An 18,704-nucleotide genomic window follows, 5' to 3' on the forward strand; every position below is an offset into this window, starting at 1 on the left:
GCTGTACTTAGCTGACACTTCAATTATTATACTTGTCGCTTTATATAGCAATGAGCGCTCACATATTTACATATTACTATTGTCTTTAAATGTAGCACGAGACTATACTACCTATTACCAATATTTTCACATATACTACATTAGTAACGATTTGTACCATGTAAACATACCAGCGCACGTTGCTATAACTAAAAAAAACTGGCAAACCCTTATCATGTAAAGATTTGAGCTATTCCTGATTGAAAACATCTGGAATTACTGGTGTTTCTTAATTTGAGCGATTTTTCCATCTATTTAGCGACAACTCTCTTAAGTAACTAACAGAACCAAATAAAATTTTTGATAATTACAAGTATCGTTAATGTTAATTATTTTTATGTTTACCGAATGATTAAGGTATAAAGCCTCCCCTTTAAAGGAGAAACAAGAAAAAATTTTCACCCTCCAGGTCAATCCTCTTCCTTTTAGGGAGAGGTAATTATCCATTATCCATTAATGAACAAATACTTAAGATTTAAAGGCTCTCATTTTAAGGAGAAAAAGTGGTCTAGGTATGGTCAGTAAACCTCTTTAAAGAGAGGTAATAATTAATTGTTAATTGTTAATTATTGAATTTTTCTCTACTTCCCTACTAAATAAAATGTAGAAAAGTTTTTGAGAAATGGTATAAGGTATCAACCCTCCCCTTAGCTGTGTCGCGAGCTGTCGCTCTACAAAGGGGATAAAAAAGGAAATTTGGGATTTTAAGCCTCTGGTTTCAGCGGTCGGTACTACGTTAATACTAACGACCCCAGGAGGCTAACTAAAATTACCTGCAACTAAGATGAGGACTACTATAGATGATACAGTTATAATCAATATATCCTCAATTGTTTTCTCTATCTACTAAGTAAATATACTCAAGAAAAACTTAGATAATCAGAAAATTGTAAGTAGATGATCGAGAGCATGATAGGATAAAAAGTCTGGAAAAGATTTAATTTTTAGCCAACTTCAAACATAGATTATAGTTATGGTAGTTTCTACTGAACCACAAAAAGCATCTTCATCTGTACCAGTGAGTAGTACACAAGAACGAGTCAGTGAATTTATGCAGACTCTACAAGATGAAATTTGTCAAGGACTAGAGAAATTAGACGGAGTTCAGAAATTTAAAGAAGACAGTTGGGAACGTCCAGGTGGTGGCGGAGGAAAATCCCGTGTAATTAGAGACGGTGGAGTTTTTGAACAAGGAGGAGTTAATTTCTCAGAAGTATGGGGAGATCGATTACCTCCAAGCATACTAACCCAAAGACCAGAAGCTGCAGGTCATGGTTTCTATGCAACAGGAACTTCCATGGTGCTACACCCTAGAAATCCTTATGTACCAACAGTGCATCTTAATTATCGCTATTTTGAAGCTGGACCTGTATGGTGGTTTGGTGGTGGTATAGATTTAACACCTTACTATCCCTACGCCGAAGATGCAGCTCACTTTCATCAAACTATTAAGGCAGCCTGTGACAAAAGCCATAAAGAGTATTATCCTGTATTTAAAAGATGGTGTGATGAGTATTTTTACTTAAAGCATCGTCAAGAAATGCGAGGTGTAGGAGGTATATTCTTTGATTATCAAGATGGTCAAGGAGAATTATATAAAGGGCCAGATAATCAAGGACCAGCAGCAACCTATAGTCAGGAGTTAGGAGTTCCTGAATCTCGCAGTTGGGAATCTTTATTTACATTTATACAAAATTGTGGTAAATCATTCTTACCAGCATATAAAACAATAGTAGAGCGACGGCAATCCATGGAATATGGAGATCGGGAACGCAATTTTCAGCTATACCGACGTGGTCGTTATGTTGAATTTAATCTAGTGTATGACAGAGGTACAATTTTTGGTTTGCAAACCAATGGTCGTACAGAGTCAATCTTGATGTCTTTACCACCTTTAGTCCGTTGGGAATATGGATATAACCCAGAACCCAATACACCAGAAGCTGAACTATATGAAGTATTCTTAAAACCTCATGATTGGGCTAACTGGAAACCAAATCATTAATTATTCTGAGTTAAACTACAGTTAGATGGGCAACCACCGCAAGTAATATCATCCCGAGGGAAGGGTCAGTGATTCAGATTGAGCAAAAAACCCACACAACTCAGGACGGCACAACAGTAATCGTCCTAGCACCAACTGGACGCTTGGATATCACAACAGCTTGGCAGTTTCGCCTCAAGTTGCAGGAATGTATCTCCAAACTAAGTCGTCATGTAGTGGTCAATTTAGGCCAGGTTAACTTTATTGATAGTTCTGGACTGACATCCCTGGTAGCAGGGATGCGAGATGCTGACAAAGTTAAAGGTAGCTTCCGTATTTGTAGCGTTCATCCAGAAGCTAAACTGGTATTCGAAGTAACCATGATGGATTCTGTGTTTGAGATTTTTGAAACAGAAGAAGAAGCTCTTAATTATGATGATGTCCGTGAAGGCAATAGAGCTTAAAAATTCTGAGGCAGAACGAGTCAATTTGATGGTAGAAATAAGACCTTGATAGTTAAACTAATACTTTTAAAGGACTATTATTTCTACCTTTGGTTTATCAATAGTATATCTTTTGGAAATCAATTCAGCTCTAGCAGCATAGACCTGTACTTTGGTGAAATACTCATTTAGTTGGACTAAGCTTTAAAGTCATAATTTAAAGTTTTGATTTGAATAGCTACCAACTATAAGCTACCGAACGCTATTTTTAGCAGCAAATTAGACTAGAAAAAAAGTCCTACTCAAAAAAAGCTATAAGGTTTGATTAATTTTTATTGCTCTAAATAACTCCTTCATGTTACTTGGTGTGTTTGTGGCTGAATCTTAATTGAGATCTAGCTATGGCGCGCAGTGAGAGCTACGCTCCGCGTTCCGCGTTTCTCGGCAGCGTTGAATTACGCTAGTTTTGCGAAGCAACAGCAAACGTCCGCGACATTCTCTGGACTGGATAACGCCGACTTTGCCAGGTAGAAACAGGACATAGAAGAGACTATCTATAGATAATCATAGATTTATATAGATAATTGTAGGTTCCTAAGAACGGTAAGCAATCCCAAAAAGCATTATCCTAATATCCAAGTTACAAAAATCTATCCATCATTTCTAAATTGACAGACAATTATATCAAGTAAAAACTCAACTATAGTGCTATATTATCTTTTGCTAGGATTAATAAAATACGCATAAGTACAGCGTTGAGGTAAATACTTCATATCGTAAAACCCACTCTGCTACTATATACTTAAAAACTTGTACAGTAGATAAGAAATCAAGAGCTAGGGATGGGATTATAGAACTAGAACACCAGGTGAATAATATTCGTACTGTTTCAGATACTAAGAAATCCTTTTATAACTTTCACACCCGTCCTATTAATTCGATATATAATCGGGTAGTTGAAGAGTTGCTAGTGGAAATGCACCTGATTTCCGTTAATACTAATTATAGCTATAACCCATTTTATGCTCTGGGTGTAGTTACAGCTTTTGACCGTTTTATGCAGGGATATTCTCCAGAGCAGGACAAAATTTCGATTTTTAATGCTTTGATTCAAGCACAAGAGGAAGATCCCAACAAATACCGTGCTGATGCTAAAGGATTAGAAGATATAGCTCGGCAAATGTCAGTATCGGATATGCTTTCGTGGATTTGTTTATCAAATAATATAGATAATACTCAACATTTGCAGGATTATTTAAGAGGTATTTCTGAGAACTCAAAATTTAGGTATAGTCGCTTATTTGCTATAGGTTTGTTTACTTTACTAGAAATAGTAGATACAGAGTTAATCAAGGAACAAGATAAGCGGACAGAAGCACTGAAGAAAGTTTGCCAAGCTTTAAACTTACTAGAAGAAAAGTTATTAAAGGATATAGATTTGTATCTTCGTAACTTGGAGAGAATAACTCAAGCTCGTAGCGCTATGAAAGATACTCTTGAAGCAGCGAAGAAAAAACGAGAACAACGTAGGTTAGAAAAAGATAAAATTTCTAGTACTGCCAATAATACTTCAGAAGATAGTGAATAAAGAATGTTATTAAGTTATTAAAGCTTAATAATTTGATTTTCTATTGTCATAAAACATTAGATTTTGAATTATTAATTGAGACAATTTTTCCTCAGAATAGGTAGAGGAAAATATTATAACATGATAGATAGAATAGCAAACTTTGATGAATATACAATTGTGAAAATTTTTATATCCTAAAGACTGATTTTATAGGTATAAAAAGTAAGTCAGACTATAGGAGTAGAGGATGTCAATTAAACATCTCTACTCATATTTTTTTGTTGAAAATCATCAATCGTTTACTTCTCAGAACTAATTTGATTTCTTTATCTAGATGAGGCAAGATGGATTAATTCTGAAATAAATTATGCTATTGTTCATAGTCTGTAGCTATAGATTTGAGCATGTCGCTCAGTTGTGAGGTGAAATCGGGTGAGCTGCCAAAAGCTGTAGGGTTAATTGGTTGTCGATTAATATTTTGTTCAATAGCTTCATTTACCTGTTGAGAAATCAAATCTTGAAGCTCTTCTTTAGCTTTAGACCTTTGAAACTGAGCACCCTCCTCAGTAGTAGCATATAAAGGAGGAAGTCTATTCAGAGCATAAGCTGCAATATCTCCCACATCAAGAGTTTTATCGCTTGTCGCTTCAATCTCTGCCACCCGTGCGATCGCCTCAGATAATACTAACTCTTCCATCACATTAATAAATTGTTTCCGAGGTAAAACAACTACTTCTCCTGTTAATAAAGCTCCCATTAAACGGTCAAGAGCCATATATTCCTCAATCGATAATTCAGAAGCCGTATTACAGATTCGTCCTACCTCTGCTTCCATAGAAGGTGTTAAATAACCATCTTGTAAAGCTTGTTCAACAATTTTTTCTATACTCATAAGTTTTGTGTAAGTTTATTGATAATAATTTTCCAATAAAATCTCTAGCTTAATAATTAGAATAAGATGATAAGTTCATCAAAGTCAATACAAATAACCACTTAATTATTCCAAGAATAATTAAACAAATTACAGATATTTTTATAAACAAAAATTCTGTATCAAAAATTTTTCCATAGTTTTGCTGTAATAACTAGAGAAAATCTATTCAATACCATTGAATCGCCAAGGAACCGGATCTACAGCTTGACCATGCACATATAATCCCCAGTGAAGATGAGGACCTGTAGATGCTCCTGTAGATCCTACAGCACCAATTTGCTGGCCAGCTTTCACCATATCACCCTCCCTGACATTAATACTACTCAAATGGATAAAAATACTGGTTACTCCTTGACCATGGTCAATACCCACAGTACTACCATGAATTTCAAAACCTTGAGATTCTAATCCTACTAGAGCAACACGACCAGCAGCAGGAGCTACGACAGGGGAGCCATTGTAATCTGCATAATCCACTCCACGATGATAATAGTTCTCAGCAAACTTCCCATTATAATATCTCCGCACTCCATAGACGGTACTAACTGGACCATTGTTAGGGCGCAGAAACGGACCATTCCAAAATTTCTCTGGGGTGACAAGTTGTTTAAATTCTCCTACTCTGTCAAATTCTAAGTCTGTTCCTTTAAGAGATTCTTTGTCAGGAGGTAGCCAAATAGATTGAGTGGGAAAAGAGGGACTTTGCAAATTCACGCTTAGATTCTGTATACCTGCTTCAGTAGTAACTTGAAGTTGTCGGAGACCAGATTTATCTAAGGGAGTGGTAGGCAACAGAGCACGAAACCTATTTTGTCCAATAGAAAATGAGGGGTAAGTTTTTCCATCCATATTAACGGTGGGAGTGGATAGCTTTCTGTTGGGTTGCTGAATCACAACAGATATAGTATCTCCGAGTTGTGGGTTAGTGGGAGTTACCTGTACAGTTTGACTGAGACCAGGTATGACAACGACCAAAACTGCTGTAACAGTAGCCAAGATTAAACTATGGATAAACTGCTTAAATTTAACTGATAAAAACATTAATTATTTATATTTGAGATTCTTCAGATCAATTAAATAAAAATTGAATTTTTTTATCCATATATTATACATCTCCGATAATTCATCCGAAACTACTATAAAGAGGTTGTTACCGAATAATTAATAATTAATAATTAATAGTTAATAATTAATAATTAAGAGTTGATAGTCAGTAATTATTCATTCAACAATTCACGCTTTGAAGCCTTCCCTTGGATAGGGGAAAAATCAAAAATTTTCCTTTGACTCAATCCTATCCGTTTTAAGAAGGGGTAATTATTAATTATTAATTGTATCGCCTGTCGCCGACATGAACATTGTTAATTGCTGAAATCTTAATTTCCGGAGAGTTATATTATCAAAGTTGGACTATTTTAGTCTCGATCGAGGAAACTATTGCTCACAGTTTGACAATTTTTAAATCATCAACTAATAAGGCATAACAAATTAACAGAAAATATCAAATAATTATCATTCTTGAACCAGAAAAAATAACCCATAATAAACTGTTAATCAAACTAATATTAAGACAGCCAGAATGCTTTATATAGGTGGATTATGGCGGATAACTTCCATTTAGGGTGAGTAACTATCAATAATTCGGGCATCATACTAATTAACTTTAAATCTGAATAATATGTCTCTCAACTCATCTGATAAATCAAGGGGTTAAAGTTACTAAAGGATTCGAGGATTTATTAATCTTTAATTATTGTGATTTAGCCTTGAATTCTCAGTCAATTTAATTATACCATTAAACCTATGGTCGAGAGTTATTAAATTTGGTCAAATATTTAGTAGCTCGTTAGTACAAATCAACGAAGATATTCGACATTATTTGACTAGAGCAATCCTAAATAGGTCGTAAAAATTCAAAAACTAGAAATCAACTTTGAAACTCTTACCCATTGACCATTGCCTCCATACCTATTCCCAAAAAGTGGCAAGATTTTTGACACAAATAAAATAGGATTGCTATATATACAACTATAATTTCTGTACAACTTTTACTATACCAAATCCGGTTATCATCTATCACGTTTTTTAAATTCCTCTCTAATCATCCCCCATCTCCCCAAAAGGATACTTTAGAAATTAGTAGGTTGGTAGAAGGTGAAAAGCTGTTTTAGTCAACTTTTGCTTTTTGCCTAACCCGTATCAGTATACTTGCTCACTAGCTGAGATTACTCAAATCCCTGCATCGACTAGGTATAACTATAACCAAGATTTACCCCCTACTTAATTAAAAAATTTAATGCTGAGAACTGAGAACTGAGAACTGAGAACTGAAATTACCACTACACTAATAGCTGAATTCTTACCTTGGAGTTAATATATCTTTACAATATCGTCATTTTTATAAAAATCCGTGCAAGAAGACTTCAGGTTAATTATAGACTTAGTATTAGTTCTAACAGCGGCAGCAGCAGGAGGAATATTCGCATCACTCCTGCGACAGCCAGCTTTATTAGGTTATCTACTAGGTGGGATTATTGTTGGACCAGCAGGATTTGGTTTAATTAAAGAACTTATTCAAGTAGAAACTTTAGCTCAATTAGGGGTAGCTTTTTTACTATTTGCTTTAGGAGTAGAATTTTCCCTAGCAGAATTGAAAAAAGTCCAAGCAATTAGCCTCGGTGGTGGTGGACTACAAATTATTTTTACCATTTTAGTCACAACATTAGTCTCTGTGGGTGTAGGTTGGGTATCCTTTCCAGTCCAAGGAGTATTTTTAGGAGCAATACTTTCCTTATCCTCAACAGCAGTGGTACTCAAATGTTTGATGGAGCGAAACGAAGCATCTACATCCCATGGTCAAGTAATGTTAGGAATTTTAGTCGTTCAAGACTTAGCTTTGGGACTAATGTTGGCTGTTTTACCAGCTTTAAACCAACCACCAGAAATTATTGGTATGGCAGTGGGGCGATCGCTTCTGGAAATTAGCCTCTTTGCTCTTAGTGCTATAGCAGCAGGAATTTGGGTAATTCCCTCCTTACTAAGATTTCTGGCAAAAACTGAAAGTAGGGAATTATTTCTACTGGGAGTTGTGGCGCTTTGTTTAGGAATAGCTCTGTTGACTGAATATTTAGGTTTTTCTATTGAAATGGGAGCTTTTGTAGCAGGTCTAATGATATCTGAAGTAGAATATGCTGACCAAACTCTAACTTATGTTGAACCTATTCGAGATATATTTGCAGCTCTCTTCTTTGTAGCGGTTGGGATGTTAATCGATCCATTTTTCCTGTGGAATCATCTAGAAATAATCCTGGGTTTAGTGTTTCTTGTTCTAGTAGGAAAATTTTTGATTGTTACTCCTATTGTTAGAATTTTTGGCTATCCTCTGAAAACAGCAATTTTGGCAGGTTTAGGTTTAGCTCAAATAGGAGAATTTTCTTTTGTACTTGCCAGTAAGGGACAAATATTAGGATTAGTTTCTCGTCGGGTATACTTATTAATATTGGGCACAACGGCTGTAACTTTAGTAATTACACCTTTTGTCCTGAAAATTGCCCCACAGTTGTTAAATTGGGCAGAAAATTTTTCTTGGTTACAAAGGTATCTCTATGAAACGACTCAACCTAATACAGCTATCTCAGTAGATTTACCTCTACAAAATCATGTTATAGTATGTGGTTATGGAAAAGTAGGACGTAACTTAGTACAACAACTGGAAAACCATGGTATTTCCTATTTGGTTATTGACCAGTCAGAAAGGGTGGCTCAAAAGTTGCGGGAAAAAGATATTCCTTATCTTTATGGTAATATTTGCTCTATGCACGTCTTGGAAAGAGCATGTGTGGATAGAGCACAAGCAATGGCGATCGCTATACCAGATTCCATGAGTACAAGACTTTGCCTGAAGCGGTCTCTAGAATTTGCCCCAGATTTGGATATAGTTGTTAAAGCTAACCGATATAAGGATATTGAATTGCTATATCAACTGGGAGCTAGGGAAGTAGTCGAACCAAATTTTGAAGCTAGTTTAGAACTTTCTAACCATCTATTGGTTGGTATGGGAATATCGGCAAAAGTTATTCAAAAGGAAATAGAAGAAATTCGTCAAAGTCATTATCAAGCATTGCGACCTGTAATTCCAAACCCAGAAATATCTAGGGAGTTAAAAGCAGCAATTCAAGACTTGAACAGCAAATGGTATTTTTTACCAGAAAATTCTCCTCTGACTGGTATGACTTTAGAGGAAACTAGCTTAAGAAGGTTGACAGGAGTTAGTTTAATGGCTATCCGCAGGGAAGAAGGAGAAGAAATTGATTATCCAGAAGGCCAGACAATATTAGATATTGGCGATAAACTTTTGTTGGTAGGGGAACCTTCAGAATTAGATAGTTTCGATCGCTTGGCAAGAGGAGAAATTGCTGTACCAAAGGAAAGTACATCCTGCCAATGGTTGATGTTAGCTGAGTTTAGTTATTTTGTGGGTAAAAAATTATCTGAGGTAGATTTATACAGTCAGTACGGAGTACAAATTCAAGCAATTCAACGAGAAGGAAAATTTATTCGATGGCCTCAAGGAGATACACACCTACAAATGGGCGATCGCTTACTTCTTTGTGGTGGTTTCCATGAACTTACTCAAATACGACAACTGACTATTCCCCAATCTAAGATATATCCTCAAAAACAAAAGTTAAGTACAACTAAATAATTAATAATTAATAATTAATAATTAATAATTAGGGCTTGCTGATTAAATATAAAATCATTGACAGATAAAGATAAGTGCCTTTTTAGGTCTTGAAAAAGTACCTGATTTTCAGCTATTCATGCTCAAAAAGTTAGTATTTATGGCGCATAGTTGGGCAAAAAAATTATTCCCCTACTCCCCTACTCCCTTACTCCTTAAAAAATACTTTGAATGAAGGTAAGCATTCAGCCTTCAGCTACTAATTCATTGCCTTTTGAGCAGGAATTAGTATTGAGAGATTTAAGGAAAATTAAAAGTATGTATAGGAAAAAAAATGACCTTGGTAAGGTAGAGTATATATTCATTATTTACGAAATAGCTAATGGCTGACCGCTAATAGCTGAATGCTTACGGATGAAGAGACTTTAAACCTTACTTTTTCGTTAAGTAAGGGGAAATGTTTTTCTAACTGTTCTCTGTTTCCTGCTATACTATAGGCTGAATAATATTGAAGAGTTAATGAGTGTGTAATTAATGAAGGTCTAACTACTTATTAATATACAACTACCTTGGAGGAGTTACTACAGCTATATAGCAATCCGCGCATTGGTTGTGAAAATTTTTATAATAGTTAATTTGATCTGAGAATCCTGAAAATTATGACTCCTGACTTCTGATTCCTAACTGACACCAAAATATTACAAATTAAATAGGATTGCTATGGAATTAAATAGTTTAAAATATTTAAGTTGATAAATTTTGAATTGTGTCAATCATCATTAGTTTTTTGGTTTGAGATAAACAATGGATTGTCGCCAAATTAGAATTGGTAAATCATACTGATCTAAAAGGCAGATACAATTTTGGTCTTGCCAGAAAACTTTTCCTACATGAAGGTCGTTAGTAATTAGTTTCATTTCTACTTCTTTTTTCTCTTTGATATAGGTTTGAATTTGGCGGGTACTTGGCAAACTGGTATCAAAATCAGACATAATTACTATTTAATATATTTCCTGTTAGAGTAAATTTTTACCGAATTATTGGAGGATAATAATGACAATATCATTTACTAAATATCATGGTTTGGGCAACGATTTTATTTTGATTGATAATCGCCACCAATCACAGCCTATACTAACACCAGAACAAGCAATAAAATTGTGCGATCGCAATTTTGGTATTGGTGCAGATGGTGTAATTTTTGCCCTACCAGGAGAAGAGCAAGCTGATTATACCATGAGAATTTTCAATTCTGATGGTTCGGAACCAGAAATGTGTGGAAATGGGATTAGATGTTTAGCTAAGTTTATAGCAGAACTAGAAAATAATAATAAGACTAAATATAATATTTGTACTGGCGCTGGTCTGATTGTTCCAGAATTACAAGTTGATGGTCAAGTAACAGTTGATATGGGACAACCAAGACTATTGGCATCGGAAATACCGACAACTTTAAGTAATCCTGATGAAAAAGTTGTGGCTCAATCTCTAGAAGTAGCTGGAAAGTCTTGGTCTGTTACCTGTGTGAGCATGGGCAACCCCCACTGCATAACTTTCGTAGAAGATGTTAGTGCTATAGATTTAGCAAAAATAGGTCCTGAGTTTGAACATCACCCAGTATTTCCAGAACGTACTAATACAGAATTTATTCAAGTTATTAGCCCAAAATATGTAAAAATGCGAGTATGGGAAAGAGGAGCTGGTGCAACACTAGCTTGTGGTACGGGTGCTTGTGCGTCAGTGGTCGCAGGGGTTTTAACTCAAAACAACGAGCGCTTAGTTACAGTAGAGTTACCTGGAGGTTGTTTAGACATTGAATGGTCAACTACAGACCAAAAAATTTATATGACTGGACCAGCAGAAAAAGTATTTACAGGAGTTATTGATGAATCAGTAATTAATTAATAAAATGGCAGATATTTTTAACTGTTGAAATTTATTTTTTTTTCACCATTGACAAATTAGTTTTGGATTTTAATAAACAAGGAATAGTTCAACAATTAATAATTAATAATTAATAATTAATAATTACCTCTTCTGATAACAGATAGGATTGGCTAAAAGGATTTTTTTTCTTTTTTATCCATGAATGGAGAGGCTTTATACCTTAATTTTTCGGTAAAGAGAAAGAAAATGCTGTACCTCATTAATATGAAAACCGCTATATATATTTGCTTGATGTTCATCAAGTTGATTAAAACTTTATAAAAACAGTGCTTTTGGTAAAGATTTGATGAAGATTGTTGCATCTGTAAAGATATAAGTTTATCACAGGTTTTACTTATAGCTATAGTTGAAATATAAATTTTCACCATAGTGTTTCAATTATGAATAAAACTTTAGTATCAAAAATAAAGTATTCTATTTTAAACACTTAGATTGAGATTAGGATTTCTAATAATTTTAACTTTATAACTTTTAACTTAACAATAGAGGTAGATTCATGGGGGGAGGTATTTATTTAATTCAGGACAACGACCAACTTGTGGAAATGACTGAACAAGCTTATGATTCCGAAGATCAACTACAAGAATTTCTGGAAACTTATCCTAATCTCTTAGCAGGAGATGATATAGATAGAGGTATCCCAAGACGATGGTTATTAATTTCACGGGAAATAGCAACATCAAAAGAAGAAGAGATGACTCAGGAATGGGCGTTATCTCATTTGTTTCTCGATCAAGAAGCAATTCCGACATTAGTAGAAGTCAAACCAACTCATAATACAGAAGCTCGCCAGAAAGTGGTAGGTCAAATGATTGATTATGCTGCTAATGCAGGAATTTATTGGCCTCTGGAATCAATTATTGCTAAGTTTGAAGTTAATTGCCGAGAAAATGGTCGCGACCCAGAACAAGTATTTGAAGAATTTCTGGGTCAAGATGCTAATGAGGAAAAATTTTGGCAGAAAGTTAAAACCAATCTACAAGCAGGAAAAATTCGTTTAGTATTTGTGGCAGAGGATATTCCAGCGGAACTACGAAGGATAGTGGAATTTCTCAACGAACAGATGGACCCAGTAGAAATTTTAGCACTAGAAATTAAACAGTATGTTAGTCAAGAAGGTTTAAGAACTTTAGTTCCTAGAGTAATTGGTCAAACTACAGAAGCACAACTGAAAAAATCAAGCACGACTCGCGAAAGGAGGAGATGGGATGAGGTATCTTTCTTTCCAGAGTTTAAAACGAGATGGGGTGCTGATGAAGCTTCAATAGTTGTAAAAATTCATAACTGGGCTAAAAATCAAGAACCTTTAGTGAAAATTCAGTGGGGTACGGGAGATGTTTATGGTGGTTTTGCAGCAATAGTTAATCAAGCAGGGAAAAAAAATTTAGAGTTATTTAGTATTGATATTTCTGGTCGTCTGGAAATTTACTCTAATAATTATAGTTGTCAACCTCCATTTAATAGTGATACTAAATGGTTAGAGTTGAGGTCTAAATTTAGTTCTATTGGTTTAGCTTTACCAAGAAATGCTGAGGAGTTCAGAACGCCTAGTTTGCGTTTATCAACATTAGAAGATGATTCAGCATTACAGCAAGTAATGGAAATTTTTCATTGGATTATTGAAGAGTTTAATCAAGGTTAATTCAGTTATTAGTCTAAAAGAGGGAATAGGGAATAGGGGGATGTAATTGATTATGTCTGTGAGTTATTAGTTATCAGTTAGCTTTCAGGGAAGGAGTTTCATTTTTCATGTCGCGTAGCGAAACATTACCTCCAGAAAGAGAGTTTTCATAATTAGTAGACTACAGTAGGGATGTTCCATGAAAGATAGCTAAAAGGTTTTGGCTGTGAATACATGGTTCATCAATCTAAAAAGCACTGTATTTCTTTAGTTATAAATAACGTTAATTGTGAAAAAAATAAATGTTTAGGGATTTAGTAAGCAAACCCCTACAGTAAATTTATTTTTGATTACCGAAAAATTAATAATTATTAATTAAATAATTCGCGCCTTGAAGCCTCCCCTTGGATAGGGGAAAACAAAGAAAATATTCCTTATATTCAATTCCCGAACGGTTTTAACCTTCTTGTAATTATAAATTATCAATTATCCATTATCCATTAATGAAATATAACCCATTTAGTATCTTTTACATTAATTTTCCTTTCTACAACATTTGCTCTGAGCTAAGAAAAAATACTTTCGGTTGAATAAAAAGTCATGTGTATAGGCGAACAACCGCTGATAATTATTATGGTATCACAAAAATTGTGAGGATGCAACCGAAAATCCTTTGACGTGCGATTTTTTTGTGGGAAGCTCTAGAAGATGAAAAGAAAATATTTTTGGTATTGCTCCTGGGAAAATTCCTGAATATTTTGACTTTCTCTTAGCCAGGAATTTTAGTTGAATAAAAAGTCATATGCATAGGCGAACAACCCCAGATGATTTTTATGGTATCACAAAAATTGTGAGGATGCAACCGAAAATCCTTTGACGCTGAAATTTTTTTCATTAGGTCTCAGAGAATGAAGATATTTGTGATTTTCCACTAGGGAAGTATAGATGGAAAGATTTAATGATGGGAAAAATCTGATTCTAATCTTAACTAACTATCAGCTAAAAGCTGATGGTTGATACTGACAAGTAACCGCTGAATGCTTACAAATGCTGACTACTGAGAGCTAGCATTTTTAAAAGAAAGGGAGCATTTTTCAATCTTTTATCTTTTTCTTGTATTGCCTCTATTCCACTCCCTCCCGACTCGTAATACCATTTCTCAAAAATTTTTCTACATTTGATTGAAGTAGGGGAGTAGGGGAGTCGGGAAGTAGGGGAGTGAGGGGAGTCGGGAAGTGAGGGTAGGGACGTTGCATGCAACGTCCGTACAAAACAAGAATAATTAATTTCAAATTAGCTAAAATTAACAAGAAAGTAATTCAACTGAGCTAATTACTTAATAGTTGAAGTTTTATCCAAGTATAGCGTTAGTTTTGGAAATTGCTATAATTCAAAAATTTCTACGCGGGTCAAAAATACCAAATGGCTTCTATATACTTATTATTTTTTTTGAGGTTATTTGTTATGTTAATAATATCAAACTATCTAAGTGTAAATAAGTGAAACATAATTATGTCTGATTCTCTTGTTGGTGAAATTATTGGTGGTAGGTATGATATTCAAGCAAAACTGGGAGAAGGTGGAAGTAGTATTGTTTATTTTGCTAAAAAATTAAATACTAATGAACGTTACGCTATCAAAACTATTTCTACGGATGAAGAAAATGCAATTAAATTGTTAGAAAGAGAAATTGATACTTTAAAACGTCTTAATCATCCTCATATTGTAAAGTTTATAGATTATGGTTATGAAGAGCGTCATAAATTGGTTTATTTAGTATTGGAATATTTAGATGGTGAAGATATTAAAAGTTATTTTGATAGTGGGATTGATTTAAAGACAAAGTTGAGTTTATTTTTGGAGGTTATTGATGGAATTAGTCATGCTCATGGAAAGAATATTGTTCATCGGGATATTAAGCCAGATAATATTAAGGTGGTAGATATTGATGAGAAACCCCAAGCAAAAGTTTTAGATTTTGGCATAGCTATTATTACTACTACTGTTTTAACAAATACGATTAGAAGTTATCATACACCTTTGTTTTCTGCGCCGGAGCAAATTAATCTTGAGGGAGTTTCTAGAGATTCGGATGTTTATTCTTTGGGGATGACTTTTTTATATTTATTATCAACTCAGTCGGAGCGAATTAATTTTCAAGATGAAAGGGATAAAAGTATTCTTTATGAGTCTGTTGAATTAGCTTTGGATGGTTATGAAAATTATCAAAGTTTAATAGAAGGTTTGAAAATTGCGACGAATATAGACCGTAAAAAACGCCCTAAGCTTGATGTTTTGAGAAAAGTTATTGCAGATTTTTTAGAGATATTATCTGAAACCAAAAATATAGTATTTAGGGTGACTCCTGGATTTAGAGAAAAAGTAGATAAAAGCAATAATTATCAAGGAGAGGGTTTAAGAGTTAAAAAACATATTGAGTCAGAGTTAAAAGCTAATTCAGGAATCTTATATATTAAAAAACATATTCAAAAGAATCCGCAGGAAGAAAAAGAAAATAGGCTGAAGGTAGAAATTTGCCTAGAAACTTTAGCTAAAATTTACCAAGGTTTTATTGAGTTAGAGACTGTTTGTAAAATAAGTATTAAGAGAACATGCGAGTGACTAAAATCTAAAAGCGGTAATACTTCAAGAGATTGAAATTTGGTAGGTAGAGAAGTATTCAGTACATATATTCCTAGATTTTTAAGCGACAAATATTTGTCTTGATTTCTTCCTCCTTATTCCCTATTCCCTATTCCCTATTCCCTGTTCCCTGTTCCCTGTTCCCTGTTCCCTGTTCCCTATCTCCTTTTTATATTTCCTTTACAAACAATCTCTTAGAGGAACCTGATTATATTGTTATTTATAAAGAGCTAATATCTGTCGCTCCTCAGACACAAGAAATAATTGTTGAAAATGGAGTGGAAATCAAAGTATATCCTATTGTTGAAATAGATTCTAATTTAAGGCGAAGGAGCGATATAACTGACTTGATATACAAAATTTGGGAGAAAGAGGAAGAGGTTAAAAATGAAATAGAAAATAATCGAGCATTAGCAGCAACTTTTGAACAATGGCAAGCTGTAATTGATATTGAAAAAGAGATTATTCAAGAGCAAAAATCAATTTTTCAATATCAGCAAAAAATTTATGACCAGCAAAAAGAAATTGTAATTTTAACTTTAACTAAACCTATCTCTATTGAAGATTTGGAAAAAATTACATCCCCTCCATTATCTGTAACTATTTCGACAAAAAAATCATCTTCTTCTAGTCGAAAAAAACTAAAACAGTTGCCTATTGGAAAGATTACTGGTGGGGAAAAATCTAGTAATGGAGAGTTAATTGAAAAACTACATATTAGTATTGGAGATTTTTGCCCTGATGAAATTATTGCGTCTATATCGGATACAGGAAAAATTGAAACAGATTTACAAAAAGAAGAATCTGAAATTGAGAAAAGACGTAAAGCTTTAAGAGAGATTAGATATGGTGATTCAGAAAATCCAGAATTATGTCAGGTTATTGTTAATCCTTCTGATGTTAAGTTAATTGAGCCTATATCAATTAATCATAATAAATTTTTTAATCAACAATTAGATGAGTCACAAAAAAAGGCTGTATGTAAAGCTTTAGCTACTGAGGAAATATTTTTAATTCAGGGACCTCCGGGAACTGGAAAAACTTCTGTGATTACAGAAATTATTCGGCAAATTCTCAAGCAATATCCTAATGATAAAATTTTGATTTCTTCTCAGTCTAATGTGGCAGTGGATAATGTTTTGACGAGAATTTATGGTGTGGAAGGTGAAGAAATTAAGTGTATTAGAATTGGTAGAGAAGAAAAAATAGAGGAAAGTGCTAAACAGTTTGAAGTAGGGAAGGCTATTATTAATTGGCAAAAATATATTAGTGAAAAATCTGTTGTTTATTGGCAGGAGTATCAGGATAAAAATGAGCAACTTTTATCAGGGGTGAAAAAGATTTCTGAGCTAGAAGAGATTAAAAGTAGAAATCAAGAGTTGAAAAGTTTGGCTGCGAAATTAACAAAAATAATTGCTAGAGTTAATTCTGAATTGGTTATTGAACCAGAGAATTCAGCATCTATAGCATTTTCGGATATTGCCTTGGAGCTAATTTATGAAAAGCTAGAGTTGGAACGAAAAATATTAGAATCTATAGAAAAATATAGCGATAAGTTTGGCATCGAATATCCAGAACAAAAACAACTTTCAATTTGGATAGATAGAGAGTCAAAATTTTTAGAGAGTCTTCTGGGGGATAATCAAGAAAATTATCATAATTTCATTAATTTACAGAAGTTAAATAAAGAATGGAATGAAAAATTGCAGAGAAAACAACAAGATTTGATGTCTATATTTATAGATGAAATAAATGTTGTAGGGGCAACCTGTTTAGGTGTAGCGAGATTTAAAGACCGTAATTTTGACTGGGTAATAATTGATGAAGCTGCTCGCTCGACTGCACCGGAAAGTTTTGTTCCAATGTCGAAAGGAAAGAAAATTATTTTAGTGGGAGACCATCAACAGTTACCGCCAATTATTGATAAGGAAGTTCAGGAAAAAGCGTGGAATGAACAACAGATTGAAAAAAGAATTCTGGAGATAAGTTTGTTTGAGTATCTTTATGAAAAATTGCCGGATAATAATAAGATAACTCTAACTAATCAATATAGAATGCACCCAGATCTTGGTAATTTAGTTAGCGAATTATTTTACGAAGGTACGGTAAAAAGTGAATCTGTTAATCTTGAGGAAAAACAACATGGTTTAACAGAATTGAAGAACAGTATTTATTGGATATCTACTAGCGATGTTCCACGGGAAAAATCTCAAGAAAAACCAGCAGGAAAAAGTTTCACTAATATTTATGAGGCTAAAGTTATTAGGGGAGTTTTGGCAGACATTCAAAAAAATTGTGAGTCGAATAATTTATCAAAAGAGGTTGGTGTTATTTCCGCTTATCGTTCACAAGTTGGTATTTTAGAATCGACTATTGCTCCTAATAATAAGCAGTTGTGGAAAAATCTACATATTGTGATTCACACAGTTGATGCTTTTCAAGGTGGAGAAAAGGATATTATTATTTATGATTTAGTTAGGAGTAATTATAAGAAAATATTGGGTTTTACTTCCGACTATCGGAGATTAAATGTGGCTTTATCTCGTGCGAGACAGTTATTAATTATAGTAGGCAATGATAATATGGCTTATGAAGGAAAAACTCCTCGCAATATTCCTAATCAGTTTAAAGATTTAATCGAATATATTGATAGTAGTAAAGTTTGCTCTCGACTTAAGTCTGGTAAATTTGTAGAATAAAATATTGCTTATTACGACGAAATCTTGAGATGGGTTGGGAGACCAAACCCTGACAGATGAAAATTTGGAAAAATTCGGGAAAATGTAGTGATTAATCAAATTATTACGACGAAATCTTGAGATGGGTTTGGAGACCAAAC

Annotated in this window: 12 protein-coding genes; 8 read left to right on the top strand and 4 right to left on the bottom strand. The window is 34.0% G+C overall.

Features of this window, described 5'->3' with window-relative positions; genetic code table 11:
- The first annotated feature begins 1,012 nt into the window (after nt 1–1,012).
- From hemF to psb29, 3 genes are all read left to right on the top strand, one after another.
- Nucleotides 1,013–2,044, top strand: a complete 1,032-nt coding sequence (hemF, locus tag ACP6PM_RS09470) for an oxygen-dependent coproporphyrinogen oxidase (RefSeq protein ID WP_426583979.1) — start codon at nt 1,013–1,015, stop codon at nt 2,042–2,044.
- A 68-nt stretch (nt 2,045–2,112) separates the two neighbouring features.
- Entirely contained in the window at nt 2,113–2,487 is a 375-nt protein-coding gene (locus ACP6PM_RS09475; RefSeq protein ID WP_293110532.1) for an STAS domain-containing protein, read from the top strand.
- Nucleotides 2,488–3,334: 847 nt separating this feature from the next.
- Complete coding sequence (gene psb29 / locus ACP6PM_RS09480) at nt 3,335–4,054, top strand: photosystem II biogenesis protein Psp29 (RefSeq protein ID WP_426583981.1); 720 nt, start codon at nt 3,335–3,337, stop codon at nt 4,052–4,054.
- Between the two features lie 352 nt (nt 4,055–4,406).
- On the opposite strand, the gene ACP6PM_RS09485 is transcribed toward psb29, so the two are convergent.
- Nucleotides 4,407–4,928: a late competence development ComFB family protein gene (locus ACP6PM_RS09485; RefSeq protein WP_426583983.1), complete on the bottom strand. Its 522-nt coding sequence runs from the start codon at nt 4,926–4,928 to the stop codon at nt 4,407–4,409.
- 204 nt (nt 4,929–5,132) lie between these two features.
- Complete coding sequence (locus ACP6PM_RS09490; protein WP_426583985.1) at nt 5,133–6,011, bottom strand: M23 family metallopeptidase; 879 nt, start codon at nt 6,009–6,011, stop codon at nt 5,133–5,135.
- 1,369 nt (nt 6,012–7,380) lie between these two features.
- On the opposite strand from ACP6PM_RS09490, the gene ACP6PM_RS09495 reads away from it, so the two are divergent.
- Entirely contained in the window at nt 7,381–9,675 is a 2,295-nt protein-coding gene (locus ACP6PM_RS09495; RefSeq protein ID WP_426583987.1) for a monovalent cation:proton antiporter family protein, read from the top strand.
- 758 nt (nt 9,676–10,433) lie between these two features.
- Here ACP6PM_RS09495 and ACP6PM_RS09500 read toward each other — a convergent pair.
- The gene (locus tag ACP6PM_RS09500) at nt 10,434–10,646 is read right to left on the bottom strand and encodes an Hfq-related RNA-binding protein (RefSeq protein WP_293101010.1); all 213 of its coding nucleotides are present in this window, start codon (nt 10,644–10,646) and stop codon (nt 10,434–10,436) included.
- Between the two features lie 61 nt (nt 10,647–10,707).
- On the opposite strand from ACP6PM_RS09500, the gene dapF reads away from it, so the two are divergent.
- A complete protein-coding gene (dapF, locus tag ACP6PM_RS09505; protein WP_426583989.1) occupies nt 10,708–11,559 on the top strand; it encodes a diaminopimelate epimerase in 852 nt (283 codons plus the stop codon).
- 538 nt (nt 11,560–12,097) lie between these two features.
- Nucleotides 12,098–13,243 (top strand): hypothetical protein, encoded by a 1,146-nt coding sequence (locus tag ACP6PM_RS09510; RefSeq protein WP_426583991.1) that lies wholly within the window; start codon nt 12,098–12,100, stop codon nt 13,241–13,243.
- A gap of 1,103 nt (nt 13,244–14,346) precedes the next feature.
- On the opposite strand, the gene ACP6PM_RS09515 is transcribed toward ACP6PM_RS09510, so the two are convergent.
- A complete protein-coding gene (locus ACP6PM_RS09515; protein WP_426583993.1) occupies nt 14,347–14,478 on the bottom strand; it encodes a hypothetical protein in 132 nt (43 codons plus the stop codon).
- A 256-nt stretch (nt 14,479–14,734) separates the two neighbouring features.
- Here ACP6PM_RS09515 and ACP6PM_RS09520 point away from each other — a divergent pair, with 256 nt between their 5' ends.
- Together ACP6PM_RS09520 and ACP6PM_RS09525 are read left to right on the top strand one after the other, a co-directional pair.
- Nucleotides 14,735–15,844: a serine/threonine protein kinase gene (locus ACP6PM_RS09520; RefSeq protein ID WP_426583995.1), complete on the top strand. Its 1,110-nt coding sequence runs from the start codon at nt 14,735–14,737 to the stop codon at nt 15,842–15,844.
- Nucleotides 15,845–16,143: 299 nt separating this feature from the next.
- Nucleotides 16,144–18,564 carry an AAA domain-containing protein gene (locus tag ACP6PM_RS09525; protein WP_426583997.1) on the top strand — a complete coding sequence of 807 codons (2,421 nt, stop codon included), beginning with the start codon at nt 16,144–16,146 and terminating at the stop codon, nt 18,562–18,564.
- The last annotated feature ends 140 nt before the right edge of the window (nt 18,565–18,704 follow it).

Source organism: Dapis brunnea BLCC-M229 (genome assembly GCF_050015995.1).
Taxonomy (GTDB): Bacteria; Cyanobacteriota; Cyanobacteriia; order Cyanobacteriales; family Microcoleaceae; genus Trichodesmium.